This window comes from Chryseobacterium sp. Leaf180, assembly GCF_001424585.1.
Taxonomy (GTDB): Bacteria; Bacteroidota; Bacteroidia; order Flavobacteriales; family Weeksellaceae; genus Chryseobacterium.
The window spans coordinates 837,971-859,932 of the sequence record NZ_LMPJ01000001.1 but is presented as its reverse complement, the minus strand read 5'-3'; the positions used below and the strand labels follow the sequence as shown (position 1 = coordinate 859,932).

At 38.4% G+C, this 21,962-nt stretch carries 22 protein-coding genes; 10 read left to right on the top strand and 12 right to left on the bottom strand.

What is annotated here, in order from left to right; all coding sequences use genetic code 11:
* Nucleotides 1-197 precede the first annotated feature (197 nt).
* From metK to ASG01_RS03935, 5 genes are all read left to right on the top strand, one after another.
* Entirely contained in the window at nt 198-1,478 is a 1,281-nt protein-coding gene (metK, locus tag ASG01_RS03950; RefSeq protein WP_055860173.1) for a methionine adenosyltransferase, read from the top strand.
* An 89-nt stretch (nt 1,479-1,567) separates the two neighbouring features.
* Complete coding sequence (locus ASG01_RS03945; RefSeq protein WP_055860171.1) at nt 1,568-2,059, top strand: hypothetical protein; 492 nt, start codon at nt 1,568-1,570, stop codon at nt 2,057-2,059.
* A 184-nt stretch (nt 2,060-2,243) separates the two neighbouring features.
* The gene (locus ASG01_RS03940) at nt 2,244-2,831 is read left to right on the top strand and encodes an RNA polymerase sigma factor (protein WP_055860168.1); all 588 of its coding nucleotides are present in this window, start codon (nt 2,244-2,246) and stop codon (nt 2,829-2,831) included.
* Nucleotides 2,832-2,875: 44 nt separating this feature from the next.
* Nucleotides 2,876-3,010, top strand: coding sequence for a hypothetical protein (locus tag ASG01_RS16290; RefSeq protein ID WP_262483854.1), 135 nt, complete (start codon nt 2,876-2,878; stop codon nt 3,008-3,010).
* 18 nt (nt 3,011-3,028) lie between these two features.
* Nucleotides 3,029-3,724: an HAD family hydrolase gene (locus ASG01_RS03935; RefSeq protein WP_055860167.1), complete on the top strand. Its 696-nt coding sequence runs from the start codon at nt 3,029-3,031 to the stop codon at nt 3,722-3,724.
* Between the two features lie 62 nt (nt 3,725-3,786).
* On the opposite strand, the gene trpS is transcribed toward ASG01_RS03935, so the two are convergent.
* From trpS to ileS, 7 genes are all read right to left on the bottom strand, one after another.
* Nucleotides 3,787-4,755 carry a tryptophan--tRNA ligase gene (gene trpS / locus ASG01_RS03930; protein WP_055860165.1) on the bottom strand — a complete coding sequence of 323 codons (969 nt, stop codon included), beginning with the start codon at nt 4,753-4,755 and terminating at the stop codon, nt 3,787-3,789.
* A gap of 90 nt (nt 4,756-4,845) precedes the next feature.
* On the bottom strand, nt 4,846-5,487 hold the full coding sequence (locus tag ASG01_RS03925; protein WP_055860163.1) for a vancomycin high temperature exclusion protein: 642 nt from the start codon (nt 5,485-5,487) through the stop codon (nt 4,846-4,848).
* 6 nt (nt 5,488-5,493) lie between these two features.
* Entirely contained in the window at nt 5,494-6,132 is a 639-nt protein-coding gene (locus tag ASG01_RS03920; protein WP_055860161.1) for a lipoprotein signal peptidase, read from the bottom strand.
* A complete protein-coding gene (locus ASG01_RS03915) occupies nt 6,132-6,323 on the bottom strand; it encodes a DUF2683 family protein (RefSeq protein ID WP_055860158.1) in 192 nt (63 codons plus the stop codon). Before ASG01_RS03915 ends, ASG01_RS03920 begins: the two co-directional genes overlap by 1 nt.
* Before the next feature lie 16 nt (nt 6,324-6,339).
* Complete coding sequence (locus ASG01_RS03910; RefSeq protein ID WP_055860155.1) at nt 6,340-6,585, bottom strand: DUF6576 domain-containing protein; 246 nt, start codon at nt 6,583-6,585, stop codon at nt 6,340-6,342.
* A 76-nt stretch (nt 6,586-6,661) separates the two neighbouring features.
* Complete coding sequence (locus ASG01_RS03905) at nt 6,662-7,042, bottom strand: TraR/DksA family transcriptional regulator (RefSeq protein WP_055862168.1); 381 nt, start codon at nt 7,040-7,042, stop codon at nt 6,662-6,664.
* A 58-nt stretch (nt 7,043-7,100) separates the two neighbouring features.
* The gene (ileS, locus tag ASG01_RS03900) at nt 7,101-10,487 is read right to left on the bottom strand and encodes an isoleucine--tRNA ligase (protein ID WP_055860151.1); all 3,387 of its coding nucleotides are present in this window, start codon (nt 10,485-10,487) and stop codon (nt 7,101-7,103) included.
* 194 nt (nt 10,488-10,681) lie between these two features.
* On the opposite strand from ileS, the gene ASG01_RS03895 reads away from it, so the two are divergent.
* The 5 genes from ASG01_RS03895 to ASG01_RS03875 all read left to right on the top strand — a co-directional run bounded on the left by ASG01_RS03895 (nt 10,682) and on the right by ASG01_RS03875 (nt 17,620).
* Nucleotides 10,682-11,974, top strand: a complete 1,293-nt coding sequence (locus tag ASG01_RS03895; RefSeq protein ID WP_185097221.1) for an AMP-binding protein — start codon at nt 10,682-10,684, stop codon at nt 11,972-11,974.
* A gap of 112 nt (nt 11,975-12,086) precedes the next feature.
* Nucleotides 12,087-13,613 (top strand): histidine ammonia-lyase, encoded by a 1,527-nt coding sequence (hutH, locus tag ASG01_RS03890; protein ID WP_055862163.1) that lies wholly within the window; start codon nt 12,087-12,089, stop codon nt 13,611-13,613.
* Between the two features lies 1 nt (nt 13,614).
* On the top strand, nt 13,615-14,349 hold the full coding sequence (fabG, locus tag ASG01_RS03885) for a 3-oxoacyl-ACP reductase FabG (protein WP_055860145.1): 735 nt from the start codon (nt 13,615-13,617) through the stop codon (nt 14,347-14,349).
* Nucleotides 14,350-14,445: 96 nt separating this feature from the next.
* A complete protein-coding gene (locus ASG01_RS03880; protein ID WP_238584500.1) occupies nt 14,446-15,597 on the top strand; it encodes a hypothetical protein in 1,152 nt (383 codons plus the stop codon).
* A gap of 13 nt (nt 15,598-15,610) precedes the next feature.
* Nucleotides 15,611-17,620, top strand: coding sequence for an FG-GAP-like repeat-containing protein (locus ASG01_RS03875; RefSeq protein WP_055860143.1), 2,010 nt, complete (start codon nt 15,611-15,613; stop codon nt 17,618-17,620).
* Nucleotides 17,621-17,668: 48 nt separating this feature from the next.
* Here the strand turns inward: ASG01_RS03875 and ASG01_RS03870 are convergent, their stop codons facing one another.
* From ASG01_RS03870 to ASG01_RS03850, 5 genes are read right to left on the bottom strand one after another with little or no spacing between them, the layout of a single operon-like run.
* Nucleotides 17,669-18,823 (bottom strand): DUF2062 domain-containing protein, encoded by a 1,155-nt coding sequence (locus ASG01_RS03870; RefSeq protein ID WP_055860141.1) that lies wholly within the window; start codon nt 18,821-18,823, stop codon nt 17,669-17,671.
* Nucleotides 18,824-18,829: 6 nt separating this feature from the next.
* Nucleotides 18,830-19,315 (bottom strand): hypothetical protein, encoded by a 486-nt coding sequence (locus tag ASG01_RS03865; RefSeq protein ID WP_055860139.1) that lies wholly within the window; start codon nt 19,313-19,315, stop codon nt 18,830-18,832.
* Entirely contained in the window at nt 19,315-19,692 is a 378-nt protein-coding gene (locus tag ASG01_RS03860; protein ID WP_082498281.1) for a 3-hydroxyacyl-ACP dehydratase, read from the bottom strand. The genes ASG01_RS03865 and ASG01_RS03860 overlap by 1 nt, the downstream gene beginning before the upstream one ends.
* Nucleotides 19,693-19,694: 2 nt before the next feature.
* Nucleotides 19,695-20,756 carry a beta-ketoacyl synthase N-terminal-like domain-containing protein gene (locus tag ASG01_RS03855; RefSeq protein WP_055860137.1) on the bottom strand — a complete coding sequence of 354 codons (1,062 nt, stop codon included), beginning with the start codon at nt 20,754-20,756 and terminating at the stop codon, nt 19,695-19,697.
* Complete coding sequence (locus tag ASG01_RS03850; RefSeq protein WP_055860134.1) at nt 20,753-21,952, bottom strand: beta-ketoacyl-[acyl-carrier-protein] synthase family protein; 1,200 nt, start codon at nt 21,950-21,952, stop codon at nt 20,753-20,755. Before ASG01_RS03850 ends, ASG01_RS03855 begins: the two co-directional genes overlap by 4 nt.
* Nucleotides 21,953-21,962: the final 10 nt, after the last annotated feature.

Genomic DNA, 21,962 nt, shown 5'->3' with positions numbered 1-21,962 from the left:
TTATTCAAATCATAAAAGCAGCAAAAAGTTTTAGTATTACATAAATACTTCTTAGATTTGCCGTTCACTTTCTCGAGGAAAAATTTGACCTGATTGCAACCTCTTTAAAAAAATGCTAAAACAGTATATTCTTTTTAGCTTTTCCGGGCAGTTATTCTCATTTTTCTTCCTTTTTTTAATTTAAAATAAACAATAATATGTCTTATTTATTTACCTCTGAATCTGTTTCAGAAGGGCACCCGGATAAAATTGCTGATCAGATCTCTGATGCATTAATCGATCACTTTTTAGCTTACGATAAAGATTCTAAAGTAGCCTGCGAAACGCTGGTTACGACCGGTCAGGTTGTGCTTGCAGGAGAAGTAAAATCTGATGCATACCTCGATGTACAGACTATTGCGCGTGATGTAATTAATGGAATTGGCTATACGAAAGGAGAATATATGTTTAATGGTGATTCTTGCGGAGTAATTTCTGCAATTCATGAGCAGTCGCCGGATATTAACCAAGGTGTAGACCGTACGGTTGCTGATGAATCTTTTGAAGCTAAAGCAAATGCTCAGGGCGCGGGAGATCAGGGAATGATGTTTGGTTATGCAACCAACGAGACCGAAAACTACATGCCTCTGGCGCTAGATCTTGCTCACACAATCTTGAAAGAGCTCTCGGCAATCAGACGAGAAGATTCTGAAATAAAATATCTTCGTCCGGATGCAAAAAGCCAGGTGACGATCGAATATTCTGATGATCATAAGCCGGTAAGAATCGATTCTATCGTAGTTTCTACGCAGCATGATGATTTTGCTTCTGAGGAAGAGATGCTTAATAAAATCCGTGAAGACATTAAAAACATCCTCATTCCAAGGGTGAAAAATCTTCAGTCGGAGGAAATTCAGGCTTTATTTAATGACCAGATCAAATATCACATCAATCCAACAGGGAAATTCGTGATTGGTGGCCCTCATGGAGATACAGGTTTAACGGGAAGAAAAATTATCGTTGATACGTACGGCGGTAAAGGCGCTCACGGTGGTGGCGCATTTTCAGGAAAAGATCCTTCAAAAGTTGACCGGAGTGCTGCTTATGCAACGCGTCACATTGCCAAGAACCTTGTGGCTGCTGGTGTTGCCGATGAAGTTTTGGTACAGGTTTCGTATGCGATTGGAGTAGCAGAACCGTGCGGACTTTATATTAATACTTATGGAACCGCGAAGGTGGACCTTCATGACGGTGAAATTGCTAAGAAAGTAACAGAAATTTTTGACCTTCGACCTTATGCGATTGAGCAGAATCTGAAACTTAGAAATCCTATTTATCAAGTAACAGCATCATACGGTCATATGGGAAGATCGCATTTTGTAGCAGATAAAACGTTTAACAAAGGTCACAAAAACGAAAAAACATTGCAGGGACTTGAGTTTTTTACCTGGGAAAAATTAGATAAAGTAGACGAGATTAAATCAGCATTTGCTATCTAAATCTTACGCTTTAAAACAAAATATAAAACTGCATTTTCCGGTCTACGGCGATGCAGTTTTTTGTTAAATTTACATCACACTTCCAAATTATGAAAAATATTTTCTTTGCGTTTGCAACTCTGGTTTTTTTATCAGTTTCCGGATTGGCAAAATCTCAGGTGACGGTACATAAAATGATTACAGCAGGTTATGTTTATCAGAATCAAAGTTTTGGAGAGATCGGTGGCAAATTGCTTTTTCTAAAATCAGATGATGTTGCGTTTCGTCTTGGTGCGTCTGCTCTGATGGGTTCTGCGAATTCTCAGTTTGCCATCATGCCAAAAGTAAGCGCCGATTTTATGCTGAATTTTGAAAAAAACGTCGACTTTTATCATTCATATTATTTTGTTGCGGGCGTTGAAGGAACCAGCAAATACATCGCACCAAAGGTCGGATTCACACTTTTTGGACTTTTAGATGTTACCGGCGGTTACGCGTTTCCTATTGCTGATGCGCGTTTGAATGGTAAAGAACTGAAAGGACTTAATATCAATTTCACATTAAATGTCCCTACCACATTCATACATGATATGTTTAAATGATTATTTTTAACAATATTTTTGATATTTTTTAGAATTATTTAATACTTATTAAAAAATTATATATATTTACGGCATAATTATATGCCTATCGAATAGACTTTACTCTCAATCACTTTAGCGTTTTTATTAATTCTTCAGAGGAAAAATAACGGCTTTAAAGTACATCAAGTTAATAAAAAGAGTCATGAAGTCAACAGATAGTCAATTAATTTCCCTTTATCAGGCAGGAAACGAAGATGCCCTGTCAACCCTTATTTACCGGCATCAAAAAGATCTCTTCACTTTTATTCTGTATAAAATAAATGATGAAGATCTTGCTAATGATGTTTTCCAGGATACTTTTATCAAAATTATTGTAATGCTGAAAGAAGGGCGTTACAACGAAGAAGGAAAATTTATCCTTTGGGCAAAGCGTATTGCGCAAAATCTCATTATTGATCATTTCCGTACTAAGTCTAAAAACGTAAAAGTTTCTGACACAACATACGACAACGAAGAGTTTTCTATTTTTGATCTGATCAAAGAGCCTTCAGAAAACATCGAAGAACAGATTGTTACACAGCAAATTCAGGAAGATCTTTTAGGAATGCTGAAGTATTTACCCGCGAATCAGCAGGAAGTGATAAAACTCAGGTTTTTCGATGGTTTAAGTTTCAAAGAGATTGCAGATCAGACGAATATGAGTATCAATACAACGCTTGGAAGAGTAAGATATGCACTTATTAACCTCAGAAAGATCATGGAAGAGAAAAATATCATCCTTACAAGATAATAAAACTTTTCACTTCACGTTTTAAGGAGAAACCGTTTTAGCCTATGAAAAACAACGACTCTTTAAAAATGAAAAGTTTGAAACCAAAAAAGGAAACCATTGATTTCTTGCTGCGTTACTCGAAAAATATTGAGGTGGTAGAGATAAAAAAAGTCCGCCACGTTCTTTCAAAAAATTAATCCCTAATTTTGTGCTGTATGAAAATTCAGCACATTTTTTTTGATCTCGACAATACGCTTTGGGATCACCGCAGAAATGCGTATCTCACCATAAAAGATATTTTCGACCGCGAGGAAATTTCTCTAAAATACAGCATCGATTTTGAAGAATTTCATACTGTTTATCACAAAATAAATGAGAATCTCTGGGCACTCATCAGGGATGCTAAAATAGATAAAGAATATCTCAGAAAACATCGCTTTTACGATACTTTCCTACATTTTGGGATTGATGATCTTACGTTGTCAATTTATTTTGAGGAACATTTTCTCGATCAGATTCTCAAGTATAATTATCTGGTTGAAAGCGCAGATGTTATTCTGGAATATCTTAAAAGCAAGCACTACACGATGCATATTATTTCAAACGGTTTTCAGGAAGTTACTGAGCGAAAATGTATACTTTCCGGTATTGCACCCTATTTTAAAACCATTACCAGTGCAGATTCTATAGGTGTGCGGAAGCCTGATGCCAGAATTTTTGAACATGCTCTGAAGCTTTCCGGAGCTAAAAAAGATGAAAGCATTCTTATTGGCGACGATTGGATAGCCGATATCATCGGGTCGCAGCAATTTGGAATTGACTGTATTTTCTTTGATGTTTTAAATGAAAACGCAAAGCAGGAAAATTTAAAAGTAATAAAACATCTGCTGCAGATAAAAGAATATTTATAAAAAAGATATTCGGCGGCACCGAAGGTGCCGCCGAAAATCAATAACGTCAAATAAATAGAGTTTTAAATCCCCAAACTTTCCCGCACCCTTTTAATCGTCTCAGTAGCAATTGCTCTTGTTTTCACAGCGCCTTCCTGAAGTTTTGATTCCAGTTCGTCAAGATTATCCATGTAGTAAGAAAACAATTCTCTTTCTTTTTCAAATCTTGTCAGAATTAAATCTAAAAGCTCTTTTTTTGCATGACCATAACCAAAATTTCCTCCTAAATATTTAGCTTTTAATTCTTCTGTTTGTTCCGGACTTGCAATTAATTCATAAATCGCAAAAGTTTTGTCGGTTGAAGGGTCTTTTGGTTCTTCTAAAGATTTAGAATCACTTTCAATACTCATCACCTGCTTTTTCAGTTCTTTTTCAGGCAGGAAAATATTGATGATGTTTCCCATCGATTTAGACATTTTGCGGCCATCTGTTCCAGGAACATATTTGGTCTCCTCCTGCAGTTCAGCCTGAGGCAAAACCAAGACTTCGCCCATTTGATTATTAAATCGGGAAGCTACATCACGGGCAATTTCCAAGTGCTGAAGCTGGTCTTTTCCTACGGGAACAATTTCTGCATCGTACAGCAAGATATCGGCAGCCATTAAAATAGGATACGTAAACAAACCTGCATTTACGTCTTGTAATCGGTCTGCTTTATCTTTAAACGAATGCGCAAGCGTGAGTCTTTGGTAAGGAAAAAAACACGACAAGTGCCAGGAAAGTTCGCAAGTTTCCGGTATATCGCTTTGTCTGTAGAAAAAAGTTTTTTCTGTGTCAAGTCCGCAAGCAAGCCACGCCGCGGCGATTTCGTAGGTGTTTTGTTTCAGTTCCTTCGCGTTTTTAATCTGTGTGAGCGAATGAAGATTCGCAATAAATAAAAATGATTCGTTACCATCCTGTTTTGAAAGCTCGATGGCGGGGATAATCGCTCCCAGAAGATTCCCAAGATGTGGTGTTCCGGTGGCCTGTATGCCGGTAAGAATTCTTGACATTGATTTAAAATTATTTTAAAAATTTCCGAACTGCGAATTTAGGTAAATTATGCGGAGTTATTGTTTTACAGTTTTGCAGCTAAATGTCTTTTAAGGAATAACGATTCTCTCACCGCCAAACTTCGGTTCTACACCAAACATAAAATCCCAGAAAACTTTCGCGCGCGCCAGTTTCTCCCGGAGATTTGTTTTTAAACCATAAAATTTATTGACATCGACCGCATTATAACCATACGCTTCGATTCCGTTTTTTTGGGCTAAGAAAACAGCTCTTTCATTATGAAATTTTTGTGAAATAACAATCAGTTTTTCCTGTCCGAAAATTTCTTTGGCGCGGATAACAGAGTCGAGCGTTCTGAAACCTGCAAAATCAAGAAAAATCCTGTCCTCAGGAATTCCCTGGTTGATGAGCGCTTGCTGCATATCTTCCGGTTCGTTATAATTTTTCCGGCTGTTATCACCGCTCACAATTATGTACTGTATCTTTCCTGATTTGTAAAGTTCCGCCGCCGCGTCGATGCGGTTGGTAAAATACGTATTAAGATAACCGTTGCTCAGCATTTTGCTCGTTCCTAAGAGAAGTCCGGTTTTGGCTTGCGGAAGATTTTTAATGTCATCAAAAACAAAATTCTCACTCTGCTTTTTCACATAAAAATCGGCAGCTACGATAAAAATAATTCCTGCTGCAATAAGCAACAGGAATATTTTACATATGTTTTTTAGAATTTTCATTGATTTTTAAAACTCTAAGCCGTTTGGAAATGCTTTCTTTCTGAAAATTAAAAGTAAGGCTCCACCTACAGTAATTGCCGAATCGGCGACGTTGAAGATGTACTTGAAAAACTCGATATGTTTGCCTCCAATCAGCGGCCAGCTTGCCGGAACATTCCAGTCAACCAAAGGGAAGTGAAGCATATCAACCACACAGCCTTTCATAAACTGTGAATAACCTTGCCCAAAAGGAACCAATTTCGAAATTCCACCATATCCCATCCATCGTCCGGCTTCTTCGTCATACGTCATTCCGCTGTCGAAAATTAATCCGTAAAACATTCCGTCAATTAAGTTTCCGATGGCACCGGCAAAAATCATGGCCATAGGAATGAGTAAATAATTTGAAACGCCCTGTTTCAGCCACTTTTTAAATAAATAAATCATTCCGCCGATTAAGCAGAGACGGACGATCACCAGAAAATATTTACCGATGATTCCGCCAAAATGAAAACCATACGCCATTCCCGGATTTTCAACAAAGGTTATTTTGAAACCAGGAAAAATATCTTTAAAACCGTTGAGCTCAAAATGCGTTTTGATGTAGATTTTAGAAATCTGGTCGATCAGTAAAATAAGTACAGTAATAAATGCAATTTTCTTCATTACTGACCTTTTGGTTTTTGAGTTCGCGTGATTCTTCCGTTGGTTTTGGCGATCACCTTTTTGATGGTTTTCTGGTTGTGAAAAGTGTTTTTCGTATGAAATTTTTCAAACTCAATATTCATATCTTTCAGCACAGCTTTTAGTGCATTCAGCTCCATCGAGTTTTTGGTATGTACAACTATAGATTCCATTTTTGGTATTTTTCAGTTATTGTTTAGACAATTCGTCAAGTCTTTTGCGGTCTTTCGGTGATAAATCTTCAATGCCGTTTTTACCCATTTTCGAAAGCAAATGATCAATTTCTTTCTCTCTTTCCCGTTTTCTGACGTTAAAAGCCTGATCGATGGTGAGATTATGATCTTGCTTTGAAAAAAACATTGCCCTGATTTTTCCACGGTAAAAAAATCCTGCAAGCAGAATTAAAATGAGAAGAAAAATCAAGATTTCAGACATGGCGAAAATTAAAATAAGGTTTATACAATGCTTTTAGACATTACATAAACCTTAGTACAAAAATAAGATAAAAATTTTATCTCTGCATATTTTTAGCTTCGATACTTAGCGTCGCGTGTGGCACGGCCAAAAGTCGCTCTTTAGGAATTAGTTTTCCTGTAACTCTGCAAACACCATACGTTTTGTTTTCAATTCTGATCAACGCATTTTTGAGATCTCTCACAAACTTTTCCTGTCTTCCGGCAAGAATCGAATTTTGCTCTTTACTTAAAGTTTCTGCACCTTCTTCAAATGCCTTAAATGTTGGCGAAGTATCATCTGTACCGTTATTCTGGTCGTTGATAAAACTTTCTCTGATAAGCTGAAGATCTCTTTCTGCTTTCTCTATTTTTTCTCTGATTACTTTCTTAAATTCCTGTAAATCAGAGTCACTGTATCGTACTCTTTCGTCCTGCATGGTATATTTATTTTTAATAAAATTATGATTTGGAAATTGAAAAAACAACAACTATATGTTAAATTTTTTCAACGTTTACTTTAAATCTGGTTTCATCGATATCTATTTCGTCAAAATCCAGTAGTGATGAAACTGTTTCAAGCGAAGCAGACAATACTTCAGAAGAAATGTACACTTCATTTTGCAAAATCTGCTCTATAAAAGGCGAATTTTCTTCTAAAACAATCTTGATTTTATCGGTAAGATCGAAGTTTTTTTCTTTTCTCAGGTTCTGTACACGGTTGATAAACTCGCGCGCGATACCTTCAGATTTTAATTCTTCTGTGAGAGTCAAATCTAATGCCACGGTGATTTTCCCGTCCGAAGTTACGGTCCATCCCGGGATATCTTTCGTTGAAATTTCTACATCGGCTGTTGTAATTTCATATCCCTGAATTTCCACTTTTCCCTCTTTTTCTAAAAATGAAATTTGCTCTGGTTTAAAATTAGAAATCTCATTGCCAACTGCTTTCATATCTTTTCCCAGTCTGGAACCTAATGTTTTGAAATTTGGTTTGATCTGTTTTACAATTAAATGCGACGCTTCTTCAGCATTGATCAACTGCAATTCTTTAACATTCACTTCCTGTTTAATTAAATCTGCAATCGCCAAAATTTGCTCTTCAGTTTTCTTGTCCAAAACAGGAATTAAAACTTTTTGAAGTGGCTGACGTACTTTCAGATTCTCTTTCTTTCTCAGCGAGAAAACCATACTTGTAATGCTTTGTGCCAAATGCGTCTTCTCAACCAAATCCTGATCAATTAAACTTTCATCCGCAACCGGGAAATCTGTTAGGTGAACTGATTCAAATGTTTCTTTTCCTGTTGCTGCATTCAAATCCTGATACAATTGATCCATAAAGAACGGAGCGATTGGTGCAGATAATTTAGCAACAGTTTCCAGACACGTGTATAAAGTCTGGTAAGCAGAAATTTTGTCATCAGAATAATCGCCTTTCCAGAAACGTCTTCTGCATAATCTTACATACCAGTTGCTTAAGTTGTCATTTACAAAAGTGCTGATTGATCTTGCAACTCTTGTCGGCTCGTAATCTTCGTAAAATGCTTTTACTTCTTTAATTAAAAGATTTAATTCAGATAAAATCCAACGGTCGATTTCCGGACGGTTTTCAATATCTTTTTCGTAATATTTAAATCCGTCAACATTTGCATATAAAGTGAAAAATGAATACGTGTTGTAAAGTGTTCCAAAGAACTTTCTTCTCACTTCGTCAATTCCTTCGATATCAAATTTTAGGTTTTCCCAAGGGTTTGCGTTCGAAACCATGTACCAACGCGTAGCATCCGGTCCGTAAACGGCTAAAGTTTCAAACGGATCAACTGCATTTCCTTTAGATTTTGACATTTTCAGACCGTTTTTATCCAAAACAAGTCCGTTACTCATTACATTTTTATAAGCAACCGAATCAAAAACTGCTGTTCCAATGGCGTGAAGCGTGTAGAACCAGCCACGAGTCTGATCAACTCCTTCCGCAATAAAATCTGCAGGGAATGCTTTATTATTGTCAATTAATTCTTTGTTTTCAAACGGATAATGCAGCTGCGCATAAGGCATAGAACCCGAATCGAACCAAACGTCGATCAGATCGCTCTCACGGTTCATCGCTTTCCCAGATTCTGAAACCAAAACAATTTTGTCAACGATGTTTTTATGCAAATCAACCAAAGAATAGTTTTCTTCAGACATATTGCCAATTTCAAATCCTTTGAACGGATTTTGGGACATTGTCCCATTTTTTATTGATTTTTCGATTTCATTATACAATTCTTCAACAGAACCAATGATTTTCTCCTCTTTCAGATCCTCAGTTCTCCAGATTGGCAATGGGATTCCCCAATATCTTGAACGGGAAAGATTCCAATCGTTGACATTTTCCAGCCAATTTCCGAAACGTCCTTCTCCGGTTGATTTTGGTTTCCAGTTAATATCTTTGTTTAAATCTACCAAACGGTCTTTTACAGCCGTCATTTTTACAAACCATGAATCTAACGGATAATATAAAAGCGGTTCTTCAGTTCTCCAGCTGTGTGGATAACTGTGAACATATTTTTCAACTTTAAAAGCTTTATTTTCTTCTTTTAAACGGATAGCGATTTCTACATCGACAGACTTTTCAGGTGCTGTTCCTGCATCATAATATTCGTTTTTCACATACTTGCCGGCAAAATCTCCCATATGAGAAGTGAACTTCCCCTGTAAATCTACCAACGGAACAGGGTTTCCGAATTCATTTAAAACCAACATTGGCGGAACTTCCGGAGTCGCTTCTTTTGCAACTTTTGCATCATCAGCACCGAAAGTTGGCGCAGTGTGAACGATTCCTGTACCGTCTTCTGTCGTCACGAAGTCTCCTGAAATTACTCTGAACGCATTTTCCGGGTTTTGATATGGTAAAGTGTACGGCAATAACTGCTCATATTTAATTCCAACCAAATCAGCACCTTTGAATTCGCCAAGAATTTGGAAAGGGATAGTTTTGCTTGCTGAAGTATAATTTGTAAAATCTTCGTCTGTTCCTTCAATGAATTTTTTCCCGAATTGTTTTCCAACCAAAGCTTTAGCCAAAACAATATTGACAGGCTCAAAAGTATACTGGTTAAAAGTTTTTACTAAAACATAATCTATTTTTGGACCGACTGTTAAAGCAGTGTTAGATGGTAAAGTCCAAGGAGTGGTCGTCCATGCTAAGAAATGTACATCTCCGAAACCTTGTAAAAACGAAGGCAAAGTTTCAGGAAGCGTCTTGAATTGAGCAACAATCGTTGTGTCGGTCACGTCACGGTAAGCTCCCGGCTGGTTTACTTCATGGGAAGAAAGACCGGTTCCAGCTTTCGGAGAATAGGGCTGAATCGTGTAACCTTTGTACAACAGATCTTTGCTGTACAATTGCTTCAATAACCACCAAACCGTTTCCATATATTTGGATTTGTACGTGATGTACGGATCTTCCAAATCAACCCAATATCCGATTTTCTCGGTAAGGTGATTCCAAACATCTGTATAACGCATTACCGCTTCACGACAAGCTTTGTTGTAATCTTCAATCGAAATTTTTTTGCCAATATCTTCTTTCGTAATTCCGAGTTCTTTTTCAACTCCTAATTCCACAGGAAGTCCATGCGTATCCCAACCCGCCTTACGGAAAACCTGTTTCCCGTTCTGAGTTTGGTAACGACAGAAAATATCTTTCAACGCTCTTGCCATAACGTGGTGAATTCCGGGCATCCCATTTGCAGAAGGCGGACCTTCATAAAACACAAACTCAGGATTTCCTTCACGGGTTTCTACACTTTTTTCAAAGGTTTTATTGGCTTTCCAGAATTCCGCAACATTCTCGGCTACGTCTATCAGGTTGAGGTTTTTATATTCTTTAAACTGGCTCATTGGTATCGGTCGTTATCGTTCATTAATGAAGAGAGCAAATTTAGTGAATTTTGTCGGTTTATAAGATATGTTTTATAGGCGTAAAAGTTTGCATTTTCGGGCTTAAAATTCCCCGCTTTTCATTTTATTTAATCAGGTGTGCGCTATTTTTATTTTAAATAAATTTGCTGAATTAAATCTGAAAATTAGTGGAACTGTATCCGTCCGTTGAAAGAAAAAACCTTCAGGAAATCAAAAATTTTCAGGAAGAAAAACTGCGAGAACTTTTGGTTTATCTCGATAAAAAATCTCCTTTTTACCAAACACTTTTCTCAGAAAACAATATTGATATTGCTGAAATTAAAACGTTGGAAGATCTGCGGAAAATCCCTGTGACTACGAAAGACGATCTCCAGAGAAATAACGACGCATTTTTTTGCATTCCGCAGACCGAAATTGTCGATTACAGCACAACTTCCGGAACTTTGGGCGATCCCGTAACTTTCGGACTTTCAGATCGTGATCTTGAACGGCTTGCCTACAACGAAGCAATTTCTTTTGCCTGCGCCGGAATCAAAAAGGGTGATGTTGTGCAGATGATAACCACGATTGACAAGCGTTTTATGGCTGGTCTGGCATATTTTTTAGGGTTAAGAAAAATGGGCGCGAGTGTGGTGAGAATGGGGCCGGGAATACCAGAACTGCAGTGGGATTCTATTTTCAGATACAAGCCAAAATATCTTATTACAGTGCCTTCTTTTCTGTTAAAAATGATTGATTACGCCGAAAAAAACAATATTGATTATCAGAATTCCGGAGTTTTTGGAGCCGTTTGTATCGGCGAAAGCATTAAAAATCAGGATTTCACAGACAATATTCTTTCGCAGAAAATTAAGGAAAAATGGAAGATCCAGCTTTTTTCCACTTACGCTTCGACAGAAATGAGCACTGCTTTCACCGAATGTGAGCATCAAAAAGGCGGTCACCAACATCCCGAACTCATTATTACAGAAATTCTTGATCACCATGGAAACGCTGTTTTGGAAGGTGAAAGTGGCGAATTGGTGATCACGACTTTGGGTGTTGAAGCTCTGCCACTGCTGAGATTTAAAACGGGCGATCTTGTAAAAGCGCATAGTGAGCCTTGCGAATGCGGACGAAATACGATGCGACTTGGGCCTGTGATCGGTCGCAAGCAGCACATGATAAAATATAAAGGAACAACGCTTTATCCGCCGGCGATGAGCGACATACTTAATGATTTTGCTGGGATAGACTGTTACCAGATTGTCATTCAGTCAAACGAAATTGGCCTTGATGAAATTATTATTAAAATCAGCACCGAAAACAGCAGTTTAGAGTTTGAAAATGAAATCCGTGATCATTTTCGTGCGAAACTGAGAGTGAGTCCAAAAATCGAAATGATCTGTTTTGAAATGCTTTCTAAAGAGGTTTTCCCTCAAAACAGCCGGAAACCGATAAACTTTTTAGATCTCAGAAATCCGTAAAGTTGGCTTCAACTTCCTCATTTTTTTGTTTTGATAAATCGGATTATATTTGGCCTCACGAAAAACCGCTCAGAAATTCGGTTCTGTATTAAAACTTTTCACGCCTTACCTTATGATCATAAAAGACTTTTTAAAGCTTAAAGATTTTCAAAAAATCATCATCGAAAACGGGAAAATCGAGCTCGATTCTTCATTGCTTGCGCGCGTGCAGGAAAGTTTTAATTTCCTGAAAGAATTTTCTGAAAATAAGGTGATTTATGGCGTGAATACTGGTTTTGGACCGATGGCTCAGTTTAAAATAAGTGACGACAGAAAAAATCAGCTGCAGTATAATCTCATCAGAAGCCACTCTTCAGGTTTTGGAAATCCGTTACCGGAAGATGAAGTCCGTGCCAGTATGTTGGCCCGGCTGAATGTTTTATCGCTTGGTTTTTCCGGCGTGCACGATTCAGTTATTTATTTGCTTAAAGAACTGATTAACAGAAATATTACGCCACTTATTTTTGAACATGGTGGAGTAGGTGCGAGTGGTGATTTGGTGCAGCTCGCACATTTGGCTTTGGTTTTAATTGGTGAGGGTGAAGTCTTTGTGAATGGCGAAAGAAGATTGACTAAAGATGTTTTTGCGGAAACCAATTTAAAGCCGATTAATGTAGAAATCCGTGAAGGTTTGGCTTTAATGAACGGAACATCCGTCATGAGCGGAATCGGCGCTGTTAATTCATTTAAAACTAACCAATTAACTGAAATTTCAATCAAGCTTTCTTGTGCGATTAATGAGATTGTTCAGGCTTATGATGATCATCTTTCAGAGTCATTAAATGGAACAAAATTACACCATGGTCAGCAGAAGGTTGCAGAGAGAATGCGTTCGTATCTTTCAGACAGTAAGTTGATAAGAAAAAGAGCCGATCATCTGTATACTCATTTTGAAGATCAGGAAACTGTTTTTAAAGATAAAGTGCAGGAATATTATTCACTCCGTTGCGTTCCGCAGATTCTCGGGCCGGTTTTGGATACTTTAGAATACACCGAAAAAGTTTTAGAAAACGAAATCAATTCGGCAAACGACAATCCCATTATCAACGTGAAAGACCAGCACGTTTACCACGGAGGAAATTTCCATGGCGATTATGTCGCTTTGGAAATGGACAAACTGAAAATTGCGGTTACCAAACTCACCATGCTTGCAGAGCGCCAGCTAAATTATTTGGTCAATTCAAAAATCAATGAAATTCTTCCGCCATTTGTGAATCTGGGGAAACTGGGTTTCAATTTTGGAATACAGGGTGTACAGTTTACCGCAACGTCGACAACGGCCGAAAGTCAGATGCTTTCAAACCCAATGTATATTCACAGCATTCCTAATAATAATGATAATCAGGATATTGTGAGCATGGGAACCAATGCTGCGGTGATTTGCCGAAAGGTGATTGAAAATGCTTTTGAAGTGCTCTCCATTGAAGCCATTACCATTGTACAGGCGATAGAATATCTTGGTTTTCAGGACAGAATTTCTTCAAAAACCAAAGAACTGTACGAAGATATCCGCGAAATTGTTCCGGCATTTGCAGAAGATATGGTGATGTATCCGTACTTGGAAAGTGTAAAACAGTATTTCAAAAAAACTCAGATTTAAGATGAAAAAATGTGCACTGGTAACCGGCGGATCGCGCGGAATCGGCAGAGCAATTTGCCTAAAACTCGCAGAAGAGAAAAATTATCATCTTCTGATCAATTATACTTCCAATCAAACGGCGGCTGAAGAAACTTTAAAGAATGTTGAAGAGCTCGGAGCGACGGGAGAAATTTTAAAATTTGATGTCGGAAATGCAGAAGAGGCAAAAACCGTTCTTAGTTCTTGGGAAGCGAATAACGAAAATGCAATTGTAGAAGTGATTGTTAACAATGCCGGAATCACCCGCGATGGTTTATTTATGTGGATGCCGAGCGAAGACTGGAATTCTGTAATCAACACCAGTCTCAATGGTTTTTACAATGTGACTAATTTTTTCATTCAAAAACTGCTTCGCAATAAATACGGTCGAATCATTAATATGGTTTCGGTTTCCGGGGTGAAAGGAAGTGCCGGACAAACCAATTATTCTGCCGCAAAAGGAGCATTGGTAGGTGTTACAAAAGCTTTAGCATTAGAAGTTGCCAAGAGAAACGTTACTGTAAATGCTGTTGCGCCAGGATTTATCAGGACAGAAATGACCAAAGATTTTGATGAGAAAGAGCTGAAAAATATGATTCCGGTGAACCGGTTTGGAGAAGCGGAGGAAGTTGCTGATTTGGTTGTTTTTTTGGCTTCAAAAAAATCTTCTTACATCACTGGCGAGGTGATTAACATCAACGGCGGTATCTATTCCTAGTTTTAGAAATATTTAAGCATTATAAAATTTAGATAAGAATTTCACAATTATTCAAGCTTTGAGTTGTGGTATTATGATCTAAATTATTAAATTTTTATGAAAATGTTTTGTGTGGATTGGGGGATTGTCTATATTCGCTATTCTAAAAACATTTCCGTGAAACCTAAATTTATTCTTTTTCTATTTACTTTTCTCTCCATAATTTCCTGTAAACCTGACGAAGGTTATGTAGAAACTCAACCTGAAACGGCGGTTAATTTTAATATTAATGAAGTTCCGTACGCGAAACTTTCTACGTATTCTTTTTTTAAAGGAGAACTTAAAAATCTAGATCCTGTAGCAAAAGTGCTTCCTTACGAGCCAAGCAGTTCGCTTTTTACCGATTATGCTTTAAAGAAAAGATTTGTCTGGATGCCTGCGGGCACAAAAGCAGCATACGACGGTGACGATAAATCTCTGAATTTTCCGGTGGGAACGGTTTTAATTAAAAGTTTTTACTACAATACTGTTCAGCCAAATAACGGAACAAAAATTATGGAAACTCGCCTGATGATCAAAAAATCAAGCGGCTGGACTTTCGCAGAATACATTTGGAATGATGCACAGACCGAAGCGACTTTGGTGACCGGAACCGATTTTACAAGCGGAAGTACAAAAGCCGTTTCCTTTAAAAAAGATAATGGAAACGTGATGGACATCGACTACCGAATTCCTTCTGAAGCTGAATGTTTTGCCTGTCACAAACTCAATAATCAGCCTGTGCCGATCGGTGTAAAACCTCAGAATCTCAATAAAACCTACGGTTACTCAGATGGCGTTAAAAATCAGCTGCAAAAAATGGTAAATGAAGGATATCTGGGAAGTTACCCAAGCAATATTGTGTCTACGGTGGATTACCATGATACAACGAAACCATTAGATATCCGTCTGCGATCTTATTTAGATATCAACTGTGCCCACTGTCATCAGGATAATGCACGCTGTGATTACCGCGCGATCCGTTTGAATTTCAGTAAGACAAATATTCTTGCCAATCTGGGGGTTTGTGTAACAGCAGATGAACCTGTGGATGCGACGATTCAGAAGATCATTATGCCCGGAAATCATAATAAGTCGGTCATGAATTACCGCCTGACTTCTGTCGCTGAAAGCAACCGCATGCCGCTTTTGGGTCGCACCGTGGTGCATGACGAAGGTGTTGCGCTGCTGCAACAGTACATCAATTCTCTCACTCAGCCTTGTAACTAAACCTCAAAACAATATGAAAAAAATCTATTACCTGCTGCTGCTCTCATGTGCCGGCAGTTTTTCTGCGCAACAGAACTGTAGCACCGCAGTAAATCTTTCTCTCGGAACTTTTACGGCACCCACGGTTAACGGAACTGCGCCGACAATGCTTTGCGGTCTCACGACAAATGGAACTGCCGGACTTTGGTATAAATATACCGCTCCACAAAGTGGTAATATAAAAGTTTCTACCGTGATTGCCGGACAAAATGTTGACACGCGTGTGATTGTTTATAAAGGAACTTGCAGCTCTCTGATCTGTGTCGGTTCAAATGATGATGCGTCCGGTTATGCTTCTGCGATTACTTTTGCAGTGACTGCCGGCACGACTTATTACATCGCGTTTGATAACCGCTGGACCAGCAATGGCTTTAATTTTACGGTTTCAGAAGTTGTTTTGCCGCCAGACCGGCTGTCTTTTACAACTGTTCCGGTTACAGTCAGCGGAACTTATAATCATTGTATTGCTGATATGAACGGTGATTACCGTGATGATATTGTGTCAGTTATCAGTCCTACAAGCATGATGATCAGTCATCAGCAATCAACTGGAGGTTTTGTCAATACGACTTACACCATTCCTTCTACTATCATCACGCCAAGCTGGAGTATTGCAGCCGGCGATTACGACAACAATGGCTTTAATGATCTTATCTACGGATCGGGCAGCGGAATTGCCTTTGTTAAAGCAAATTCTACCGGAACAGGTTATACCTCTGACCGAAAAACGCAGAGTTTCCTCGTACAGCGAACCAATTTTGTTGATATTAATAACGATGGAAAACTCGATGCCTTTGTCTGCGACGATAATTCCCCGAACCGATTTTACATGAACGACGGCACCAATATGAATCACAATCAGGGTGGAATGGGCGATTTTCCATCAGGAGGAAACTACGGATCGATATGGATGGATTATGATAACGACGGCGATCAGGATCTGTATATCGCAAAATGTAGTGGCGGAGGTTCAGGTCCAGGTGGAAATATCGACGAACTTCACCGAAACAATGGTAACGGAACATTTACCAACGTTTCTGTCGCGGCGAATATGGCAAATCCTACACAAACATGGTCTTCTGCGTGGGGCGATTTTAATAATGACGGTTACGTGGATGCTTTGATCGGAATGAATTCAAATTCTAATGGTCTCAGCAAAGTGATGAAGAACAACGGCAACGGAACATTTACTGATGTGAGTTCCGGTTCCGGTTACGATACGGGTGCGACAACAAGCCGTGAATATGTTGCTTATGATTTCGACAACGACGGATTTTTAGATATTCTCGGTGGCGGAAATACGATTATGTTTGGCGATGGTGCGTTTCATTTTACTCCAAATTTAAATACGTATCCGCTCAATCAGTACAATCGTCCAATTGGAGATTTAAACAACGACGGTTTTCTTGATATTCAGAATGGAAACAGCATTTTAATGAATAACGGGAACACGAATAAATGGCTGAAAGTAACCCTTCAGGGAACAGCCAGCAACAGAAACGGAATTGGTGCGCGCGTTGAAATTTATGGCGCCTGGGGAAAACAGATTCGTGATGTACAGAGCGGTATAGGCTTTCAGAATATGAATACTCTGAATACGCATTTTGGCATCGGACAGGCAACCGCGATTACCAAAGTTGTGGTAAAATGGCCTTCAGGAACGGTAGATGTGATCAATAATCCTTCGCCAAACGCTACCCTTTTCGTGCTGGAAGGATCATTCTTGGATGTTAAAGAACCGGCGACCAACAAAGGAATGTTCAGTGTTTATCCAAATCCGGCGCAGGATGTTTTGCAGTTTACTACCAAAAGCGACTTTAAACCTGCAGAAGCAAAAATCTTCGATCTTAGCGGAAAAGTAGTGCTTTCTAAAAAAACAGATACAAACACTTTGCAGGTTTCGCATCTCAGCAGTGGGGTTTATATTCTGAATCTTAAAGATAAATCCGGTAACAATTATTCTCAGAAATTCATTAAAAAATAAAAGTTAAAATATTTTAAAAGAAGCAGCAGATCTTGAGATTTGCTGCTTTTATTTTTTCTCAGGACTTATTTTATTAAGAAAAAAAAGCGAAATAAAAAAGGAAAGAGCAGACAGTGAAACCGCGAGAATCATACTTCCAATTGCGTATTGCACAAAATTATTTTTAATCAGATCAAAATTTAATTCCTGGCTGAAGAGATCCGTTTTCTGCGAGACAAACGGTGAACCGACATACAGTGAAGCCGCAAATAAAAACGGAATAAACGGCGGCAGACTCACATTTGAAACAACAAAAGCCAAAACTTTATTAAGTTTAAAAACAACAGAAAGTCCGATGACAAGTAACGTATGAAAACCCCAGAAAGGAGAAAATCCTACAAAAATTCCCATCGCGATCGAGAAAGCTTTCGTGCGGTTCGTCCCTTCACTCGCCAAAACATCTTCTTTTATAAATCTTTTAAAACTTTTCTTCCGTAGGTTTTGAATGAAATTTCGCGGAATAACATAAAATACAGTGATCAGAATTAAAATCAAATTCAGGAAAGTAATTCTGATAACATCCTTTACCGGTCTGAAATGCGATATTCTGTCAACCGGATTTTCGTGATGATGAACCGGAATGTTTTTTATTTCTAAATTTTTCCACGCAAGCCGAACGAGAATTTCAATTTCAAATTCAAACTTGGGTGTGAAGAATTTTTTTGGAACAAACTGCAGTGGATAAAGTCTGAATCCGCAGTTCACATCGTTCAGTTTTTGTCCGGTTTCCAGCCAAAACCAAAATTCAGCTAATTTTACACTGAAATTTTTCTTACTGAAATCGCGTTGCCCAACGAAAACTGTTTTGCCATCTGAATCATTTATTCCTTTAAAAAAAAGAGGAAGATCTTCCGGATCGTATTGTCCACTGGCATCAAGCGTAACTGCGAAATCGTACTTTTTGGCGACTGCATGGCGAAAAGCGAGTTTCAGCGCATTTCCTTTTCCGACGTTTTGTGGAAGATGAATAACGTCTATATCCAGATAGTTATCGAGAATTTGTTGAGTAGAATCTTTCGAGCCGTCATTTACAACGATGATATTTTGGGTAATTTTCAGCGTTCTTTCAAGAATTGCGGGAAGCGTTTTGACGTTGTTGTACGCCGGAATAATAATGCAGATTTTATCTGAAGAAAATGGATTCTTTACTTCAGAAACTTCCATTTTTACTTATTTAAAGATTGTTTTTTCTGCTGCAGACATGCTTTTAGACTGCATTGCAAATCTTTTGATGTAGTTTTTCATCGCCGAATTCTGCTTAGGATAATTAGCAATTAAAAAGATTTTATCTTCCTTAATATTTTTTGAGTACCCGACAATTTTCGGCAGATTTTCCTGAACACTCAAACGGATCAAACGAAGTTCAACATTATTTGGATTGCTTTTCACCACATTTTCAAGCTGGGTCGCACCTGTTTTTACAAAGGTTTTACGCTTGTTTTTTTCCGTTGTCACTTTTGCTTCCATAATCTGTGCGGCTGCCTTGTAGCCGATTACTGCAGGATCAGCCGACGTTTTTTTTGAAGCCGTCTGGATGAAAGCACGCGTAGCATCATTCGAAGAATTGGCTTTCGCGTAAGAATTTCGCAGCGATTCAAGATCGGAATTTTGAAAAAAAGCAAAAAAGGAAACCAGAAAGGTGAGAAGCATTTTCATTAGGGGATTTTTTGATACTGTGCAGACATTTTCAGAGCAATAGTCTCGCCAAACAATGTGGTAGATTTTACTTTGATGATATTTTCTTCCGTTTTGATATTTAACTGAATCATAAGATCCGGATTTTCTTCTGGATTAATGACCGACATAAATTTCACATTCGATGCCGACTTCAGAAAAAGTTTTTCGGCGGTACATTTTTCGGTAAGATCTTTTACAATCTGCATCATGCAAACGCCTGGCGTTACAGGATTTCCTGGGAAATGGCCTTTGAAAATGTTGTGGGAAGGATTCAGTTTTATTTCAGCTGTAAAATTTCCGCTGTCATCATTGCTGAGTTTTTCAACGCGGTAAAAATCTTTTAAAATAGATTCCATACTTATATTTTTTCGAGAAGTAAGAGGCTGTGATCTGTTCCGCCAAGGTGATTGTAAAGCAAAATTTTTCTGATCTTATCTTTTTTAATCTCATTGATTTTCATCACTTCAGGTATTTCCTGTTTTTTCAGAATCTGGCACGCCATGAAAAGTGCAAATCCGCTTGCTGTGTTGAATTCTCCGCTCAAATGTTTGTAATAAAGCTGCATCGAATTTTGAAAGATTTCCTGTGCTTTTTTATAAAAGAGATCAGATTTTGCATCACCGCTGAAACCGAGAATCACTGCATCAAGTTGATCAGGTTCAATATTATTTTTGTGTAAAAATTGTGTAATGAAATTTGCAGTTTCTGAAAGCTCAAGATTATTAATTAATGAAACATCAACAAGCTTCGCATAAGAGTTTTCATTTTTATCTTTTCCGACAACAAAAAAACTCGCACCTTCGCCCCAAATCACACCATCAGTCGTCGAATTCAGGAAATCTGCGGGAAGATTTTCAGATTTTTTTATCGTTTTATTCAGATCAAAAAGCTCCATTGTGCGCTGCGTTTCCTCGTCGGTCGAACCTACGAGAATATTTTCGGCATCGCCATCCTGAATCTGCATTTTAGCATCCAGCAAAGAAAATTCCAGAGATGAGGAAGAATTCACATACGTAAAATTATAGCCATGACACTGCAGTATAAGTGCAATCTGTCCGGAAACGGTGTTGTGTGTCGACTGAATGAAATACGTCGGTGTTAAAAATTCTTCGTTGTTGTCGATCACGTTTTTTAAGAATTTTTCTGAATCTTGTGAGCAGCCCATTCCGGTGCCAACGATAATCGCATCCGGATTTTCTATTTTTGCTTCCTGTAAAGCTTTTTTAGAAGCAACCGAACTCATTTTCACTGTTTTCGACATTCTGCGGATCATCGCAGGCGGAATAAATTCTTTATAATTTGGCTCTATAGCTTTCAGAACATTTTCTGAAAGATGAGGCTGCAGATTTCCGAAAAAATTTTCGCCTAAAGTATCCTGAGCCGAGATGCAGACGGCGCTGTTTATATACACGGCGATCATGATTTTGAAAATATTAAAGTAGAACAGTTCCCGCCAAAACCGAAAGAATTGGAAAGCACATGATCGATGTTTTTCTCTTTAAAATCAGTAACCGGCGTCAGATCAAATTCCTGCATTTTTGTTTTAAAATTTAAATTTGGAAAAATACAGCTTTTTTGTATCGCCAAAACAGAAAAGACAGCTTCAATCGCGGCAGCAGCGGCTAAAGTATGACCGGTAAAAGCTTTTGTTGAACTGAAATCCGGTACATTGTTTTCGCCAAAAATCCGGATCATTGCAATGCCTTCAGACAAATCATTATTTGGCGTTGCAGTTCCATGAACGTTGATATAATCGATATCTTCTTTATTTAAACCTGAAACTTTTAATGCTTTTTCCATCGCCAGAAAAGCGCCCTGTCCGTTTTCTGAAGACGCAGTCTGGTGATGCGCATCGTTGGCATTTCCGTAACCGGAAACATAACCCAAAACTTTTTTATTGCCTTTTTTCACCATTTCATCAGATTCCAAAACGAGGAAAGCAGCAGCTTCACCAAGATTTAGACCTTTTCGGTCATCGTCAAAAGGCGTATTGTAAGAATCGGTAAGAATCATCAGTGTATTGAAACCGTTCAGCGTAAATTTTGAAAGCGCATCGGTTCCGCCAACAATCACACGGTCTAAAACACCGTTTCTGATCAATTTTGCGCCCATCATAATCGCGTTTGCAGCGGAAGAACATGCTGTGCTTACCGTAGAAACCATTCCCTGAAGATCCAAAAAGTCAGCAATCGCGAGCGAAGAAGTTCCCGCATCGTGCGAATGAATATACTTTTGCTTATCCGGATGATCTTCGTACGAGTAAAAATATTTTTCGGTGACATCCATTCCGCCAACGCTCGTGGATGAGATTAGTCCGGTTTTAAATTCACTGACATCACTTATTCCGGCACTTTCAAGCGCTTCTCTGGCAGCGACCATTCCTAAAAGTGCAGTTCGTGTAGCCGCATTTTCGTCGGAAAGCCCGAGCATTTTTTGTAAATCGGCATTCGAAAGTTTGATTTCACCGGTTTTGATTTTTCCGGCGTGTCGAGTTTCAAAATTTTCGATATCAGAAATTCCGTGCCGGCTGTTTTGCAGCGACAGAAAATTCTCTTCCACACCGATTCCGATCGAAGAAATAATGCCCATGCCGGTAATGGCAACTTTTTTATTCATTTTTACTCAA

What these genes read in the sequence shown, in the direction of transcription:
- metK (WP_055860173.1), top strand. Translation starts at nt 198, where the DNA reads ATGTCTTATTTATTTACCTCTGAATCTGTTTCAGAAGGGCACCCGGAT.
- ASG01_RS03945 (WP_055860171.1), top strand. Translation starts at nt 1,568, where the DNA reads ATGAAAAATATTTTCTTTGCGTTTGCAACTCTGGTTTTTTTATCAGTT.
- ASG01_RS03940 (WP_055860168.1), top strand. Translation starts at nt 2,244, where the DNA reads ATGAAGTCAACAGATAGTCAATTAATTTCCCTTTATCAGGCAGGAAAC.
- ASG01_RS16290 (WP_262483854.1), top strand. Translation starts at nt 2,876, where the DNA reads ATGAAAAACAACGACTCTTTAAAAATGAAAAGTTTGAAACCAAAAAAG.
- ASG01_RS03935 (WP_055860167.1), top strand. Translation starts at nt 3,029, where the DNA reads ATGAAAATTCAGCACATTTTTTTTGATCTCGACAATACGCTTTGGGAT.
- trpS (WP_055860165.1), bottom strand. Translation starts at nt 4,755, where the DNA reads ATGTCAAGAATTCTTACCGGCATACAGGCCACCGGAACACCACATCTT.
- ASG01_RS03925 (WP_055860163.1), bottom strand. Translation starts at nt 5,487, where the DNA reads ATGAAAATTCTAAAAAACATATGTAAAATATTCCTGTTGCTTATTGCA.
- ASG01_RS03920 (WP_055860161.1), bottom strand. Translation starts at nt 6,132, where the DNA reads ATGAAGAAAATTGCATTTATTACTGTACTTATTTTACTGATCGACCAG.
- ASG01_RS03915 (WP_055860158.1), bottom strand. Translation starts at nt 6,323, where the DNA reads ATGGAATCTATAGTTGTACATACCAAAAACTCGATGGAGCTGAATGCA.
- ASG01_RS03910 (WP_055860155.1), bottom strand. Translation starts at nt 6,585, where the DNA reads ATGTCTGAAATCTTGATTTTTCTTCTCATTTTAATTCTGCTTGCAGGA.
- ASG01_RS03905 (WP_055862168.1), bottom strand. Translation starts at nt 7,042, where the DNA reads ATGCAGGACGAAAGAGTACGATACAGTGACTCTGATTTACAGGAATTT.
- ileS (WP_055860151.1), bottom strand. Translation starts at nt 10,487, where the DNA reads ATGAGCCAGTTTAAAGAATATAAAAACCTCAACCTGATAGACGTAGCC.
- hutH (WP_055862163.1), top strand. Translation starts at nt 12,087, where the DNA reads ATGATCATAAAAGACTTTTTAAAGCTTAAAGATTTTCAAAAAATCATC.
- fabG (WP_055860145.1), top strand. Translation starts at nt 13,615, where the DNA reads ATGAAAAAATGTGCACTGGTAACCGGCGGATCGCGCGGAATCGGCAGA.
- ASG01_RS03880 (WP_238584500.1), top strand. Translation starts at nt 14,446, where the DNA reads ATGAAAATGTTTTGTGTGGATTGGGGGATTGTCTATATTCGCTATTCT.
- ASG01_RS03875 (WP_055860143.1), top strand. Translation starts at nt 15,611, where the DNA reads ATGAAAAAAATCTATTACCTGCTGCTGCTCTCATGTGCCGGCAGTTTT.
- ASG01_RS03870 (WP_055860141.1), bottom strand. Translation starts at nt 18,823, where the DNA reads ATGGAAGTTTCTGAAGTAAAGAATCCATTTTCTTCAGATAAAATCTGC.
- ASG01_RS03865 (WP_055860139.1), bottom strand. Translation starts at nt 19,315, where the DNA reads ATGAAAATGCTTCTCACCTTTCTGGTTTCCTTTTTTGCTTTTTTTCAA.
- ASG01_RS03860 (WP_082498281.1), bottom strand. Translation starts at nt 19,692, where the DNA reads ATGGAATCTATTTTAAAAGATTTTTACCGCGTTGAAAAACTCAGCAAT.
- ASG01_RS03855 (WP_055860137.1), bottom strand. Translation starts at nt 20,756, where the DNA reads ATGATCGCCGTGTATATAAACAGCGCCGTCTGCATCTCGGCTCAGGAT.
- ASG01_RS03850 (WP_055860134.1), bottom strand. Translation starts at nt 21,952, where the DNA reads ATGAATAAAAAAGTTGCCATTACCGGCATGGGCATTATTTCTTCGATC.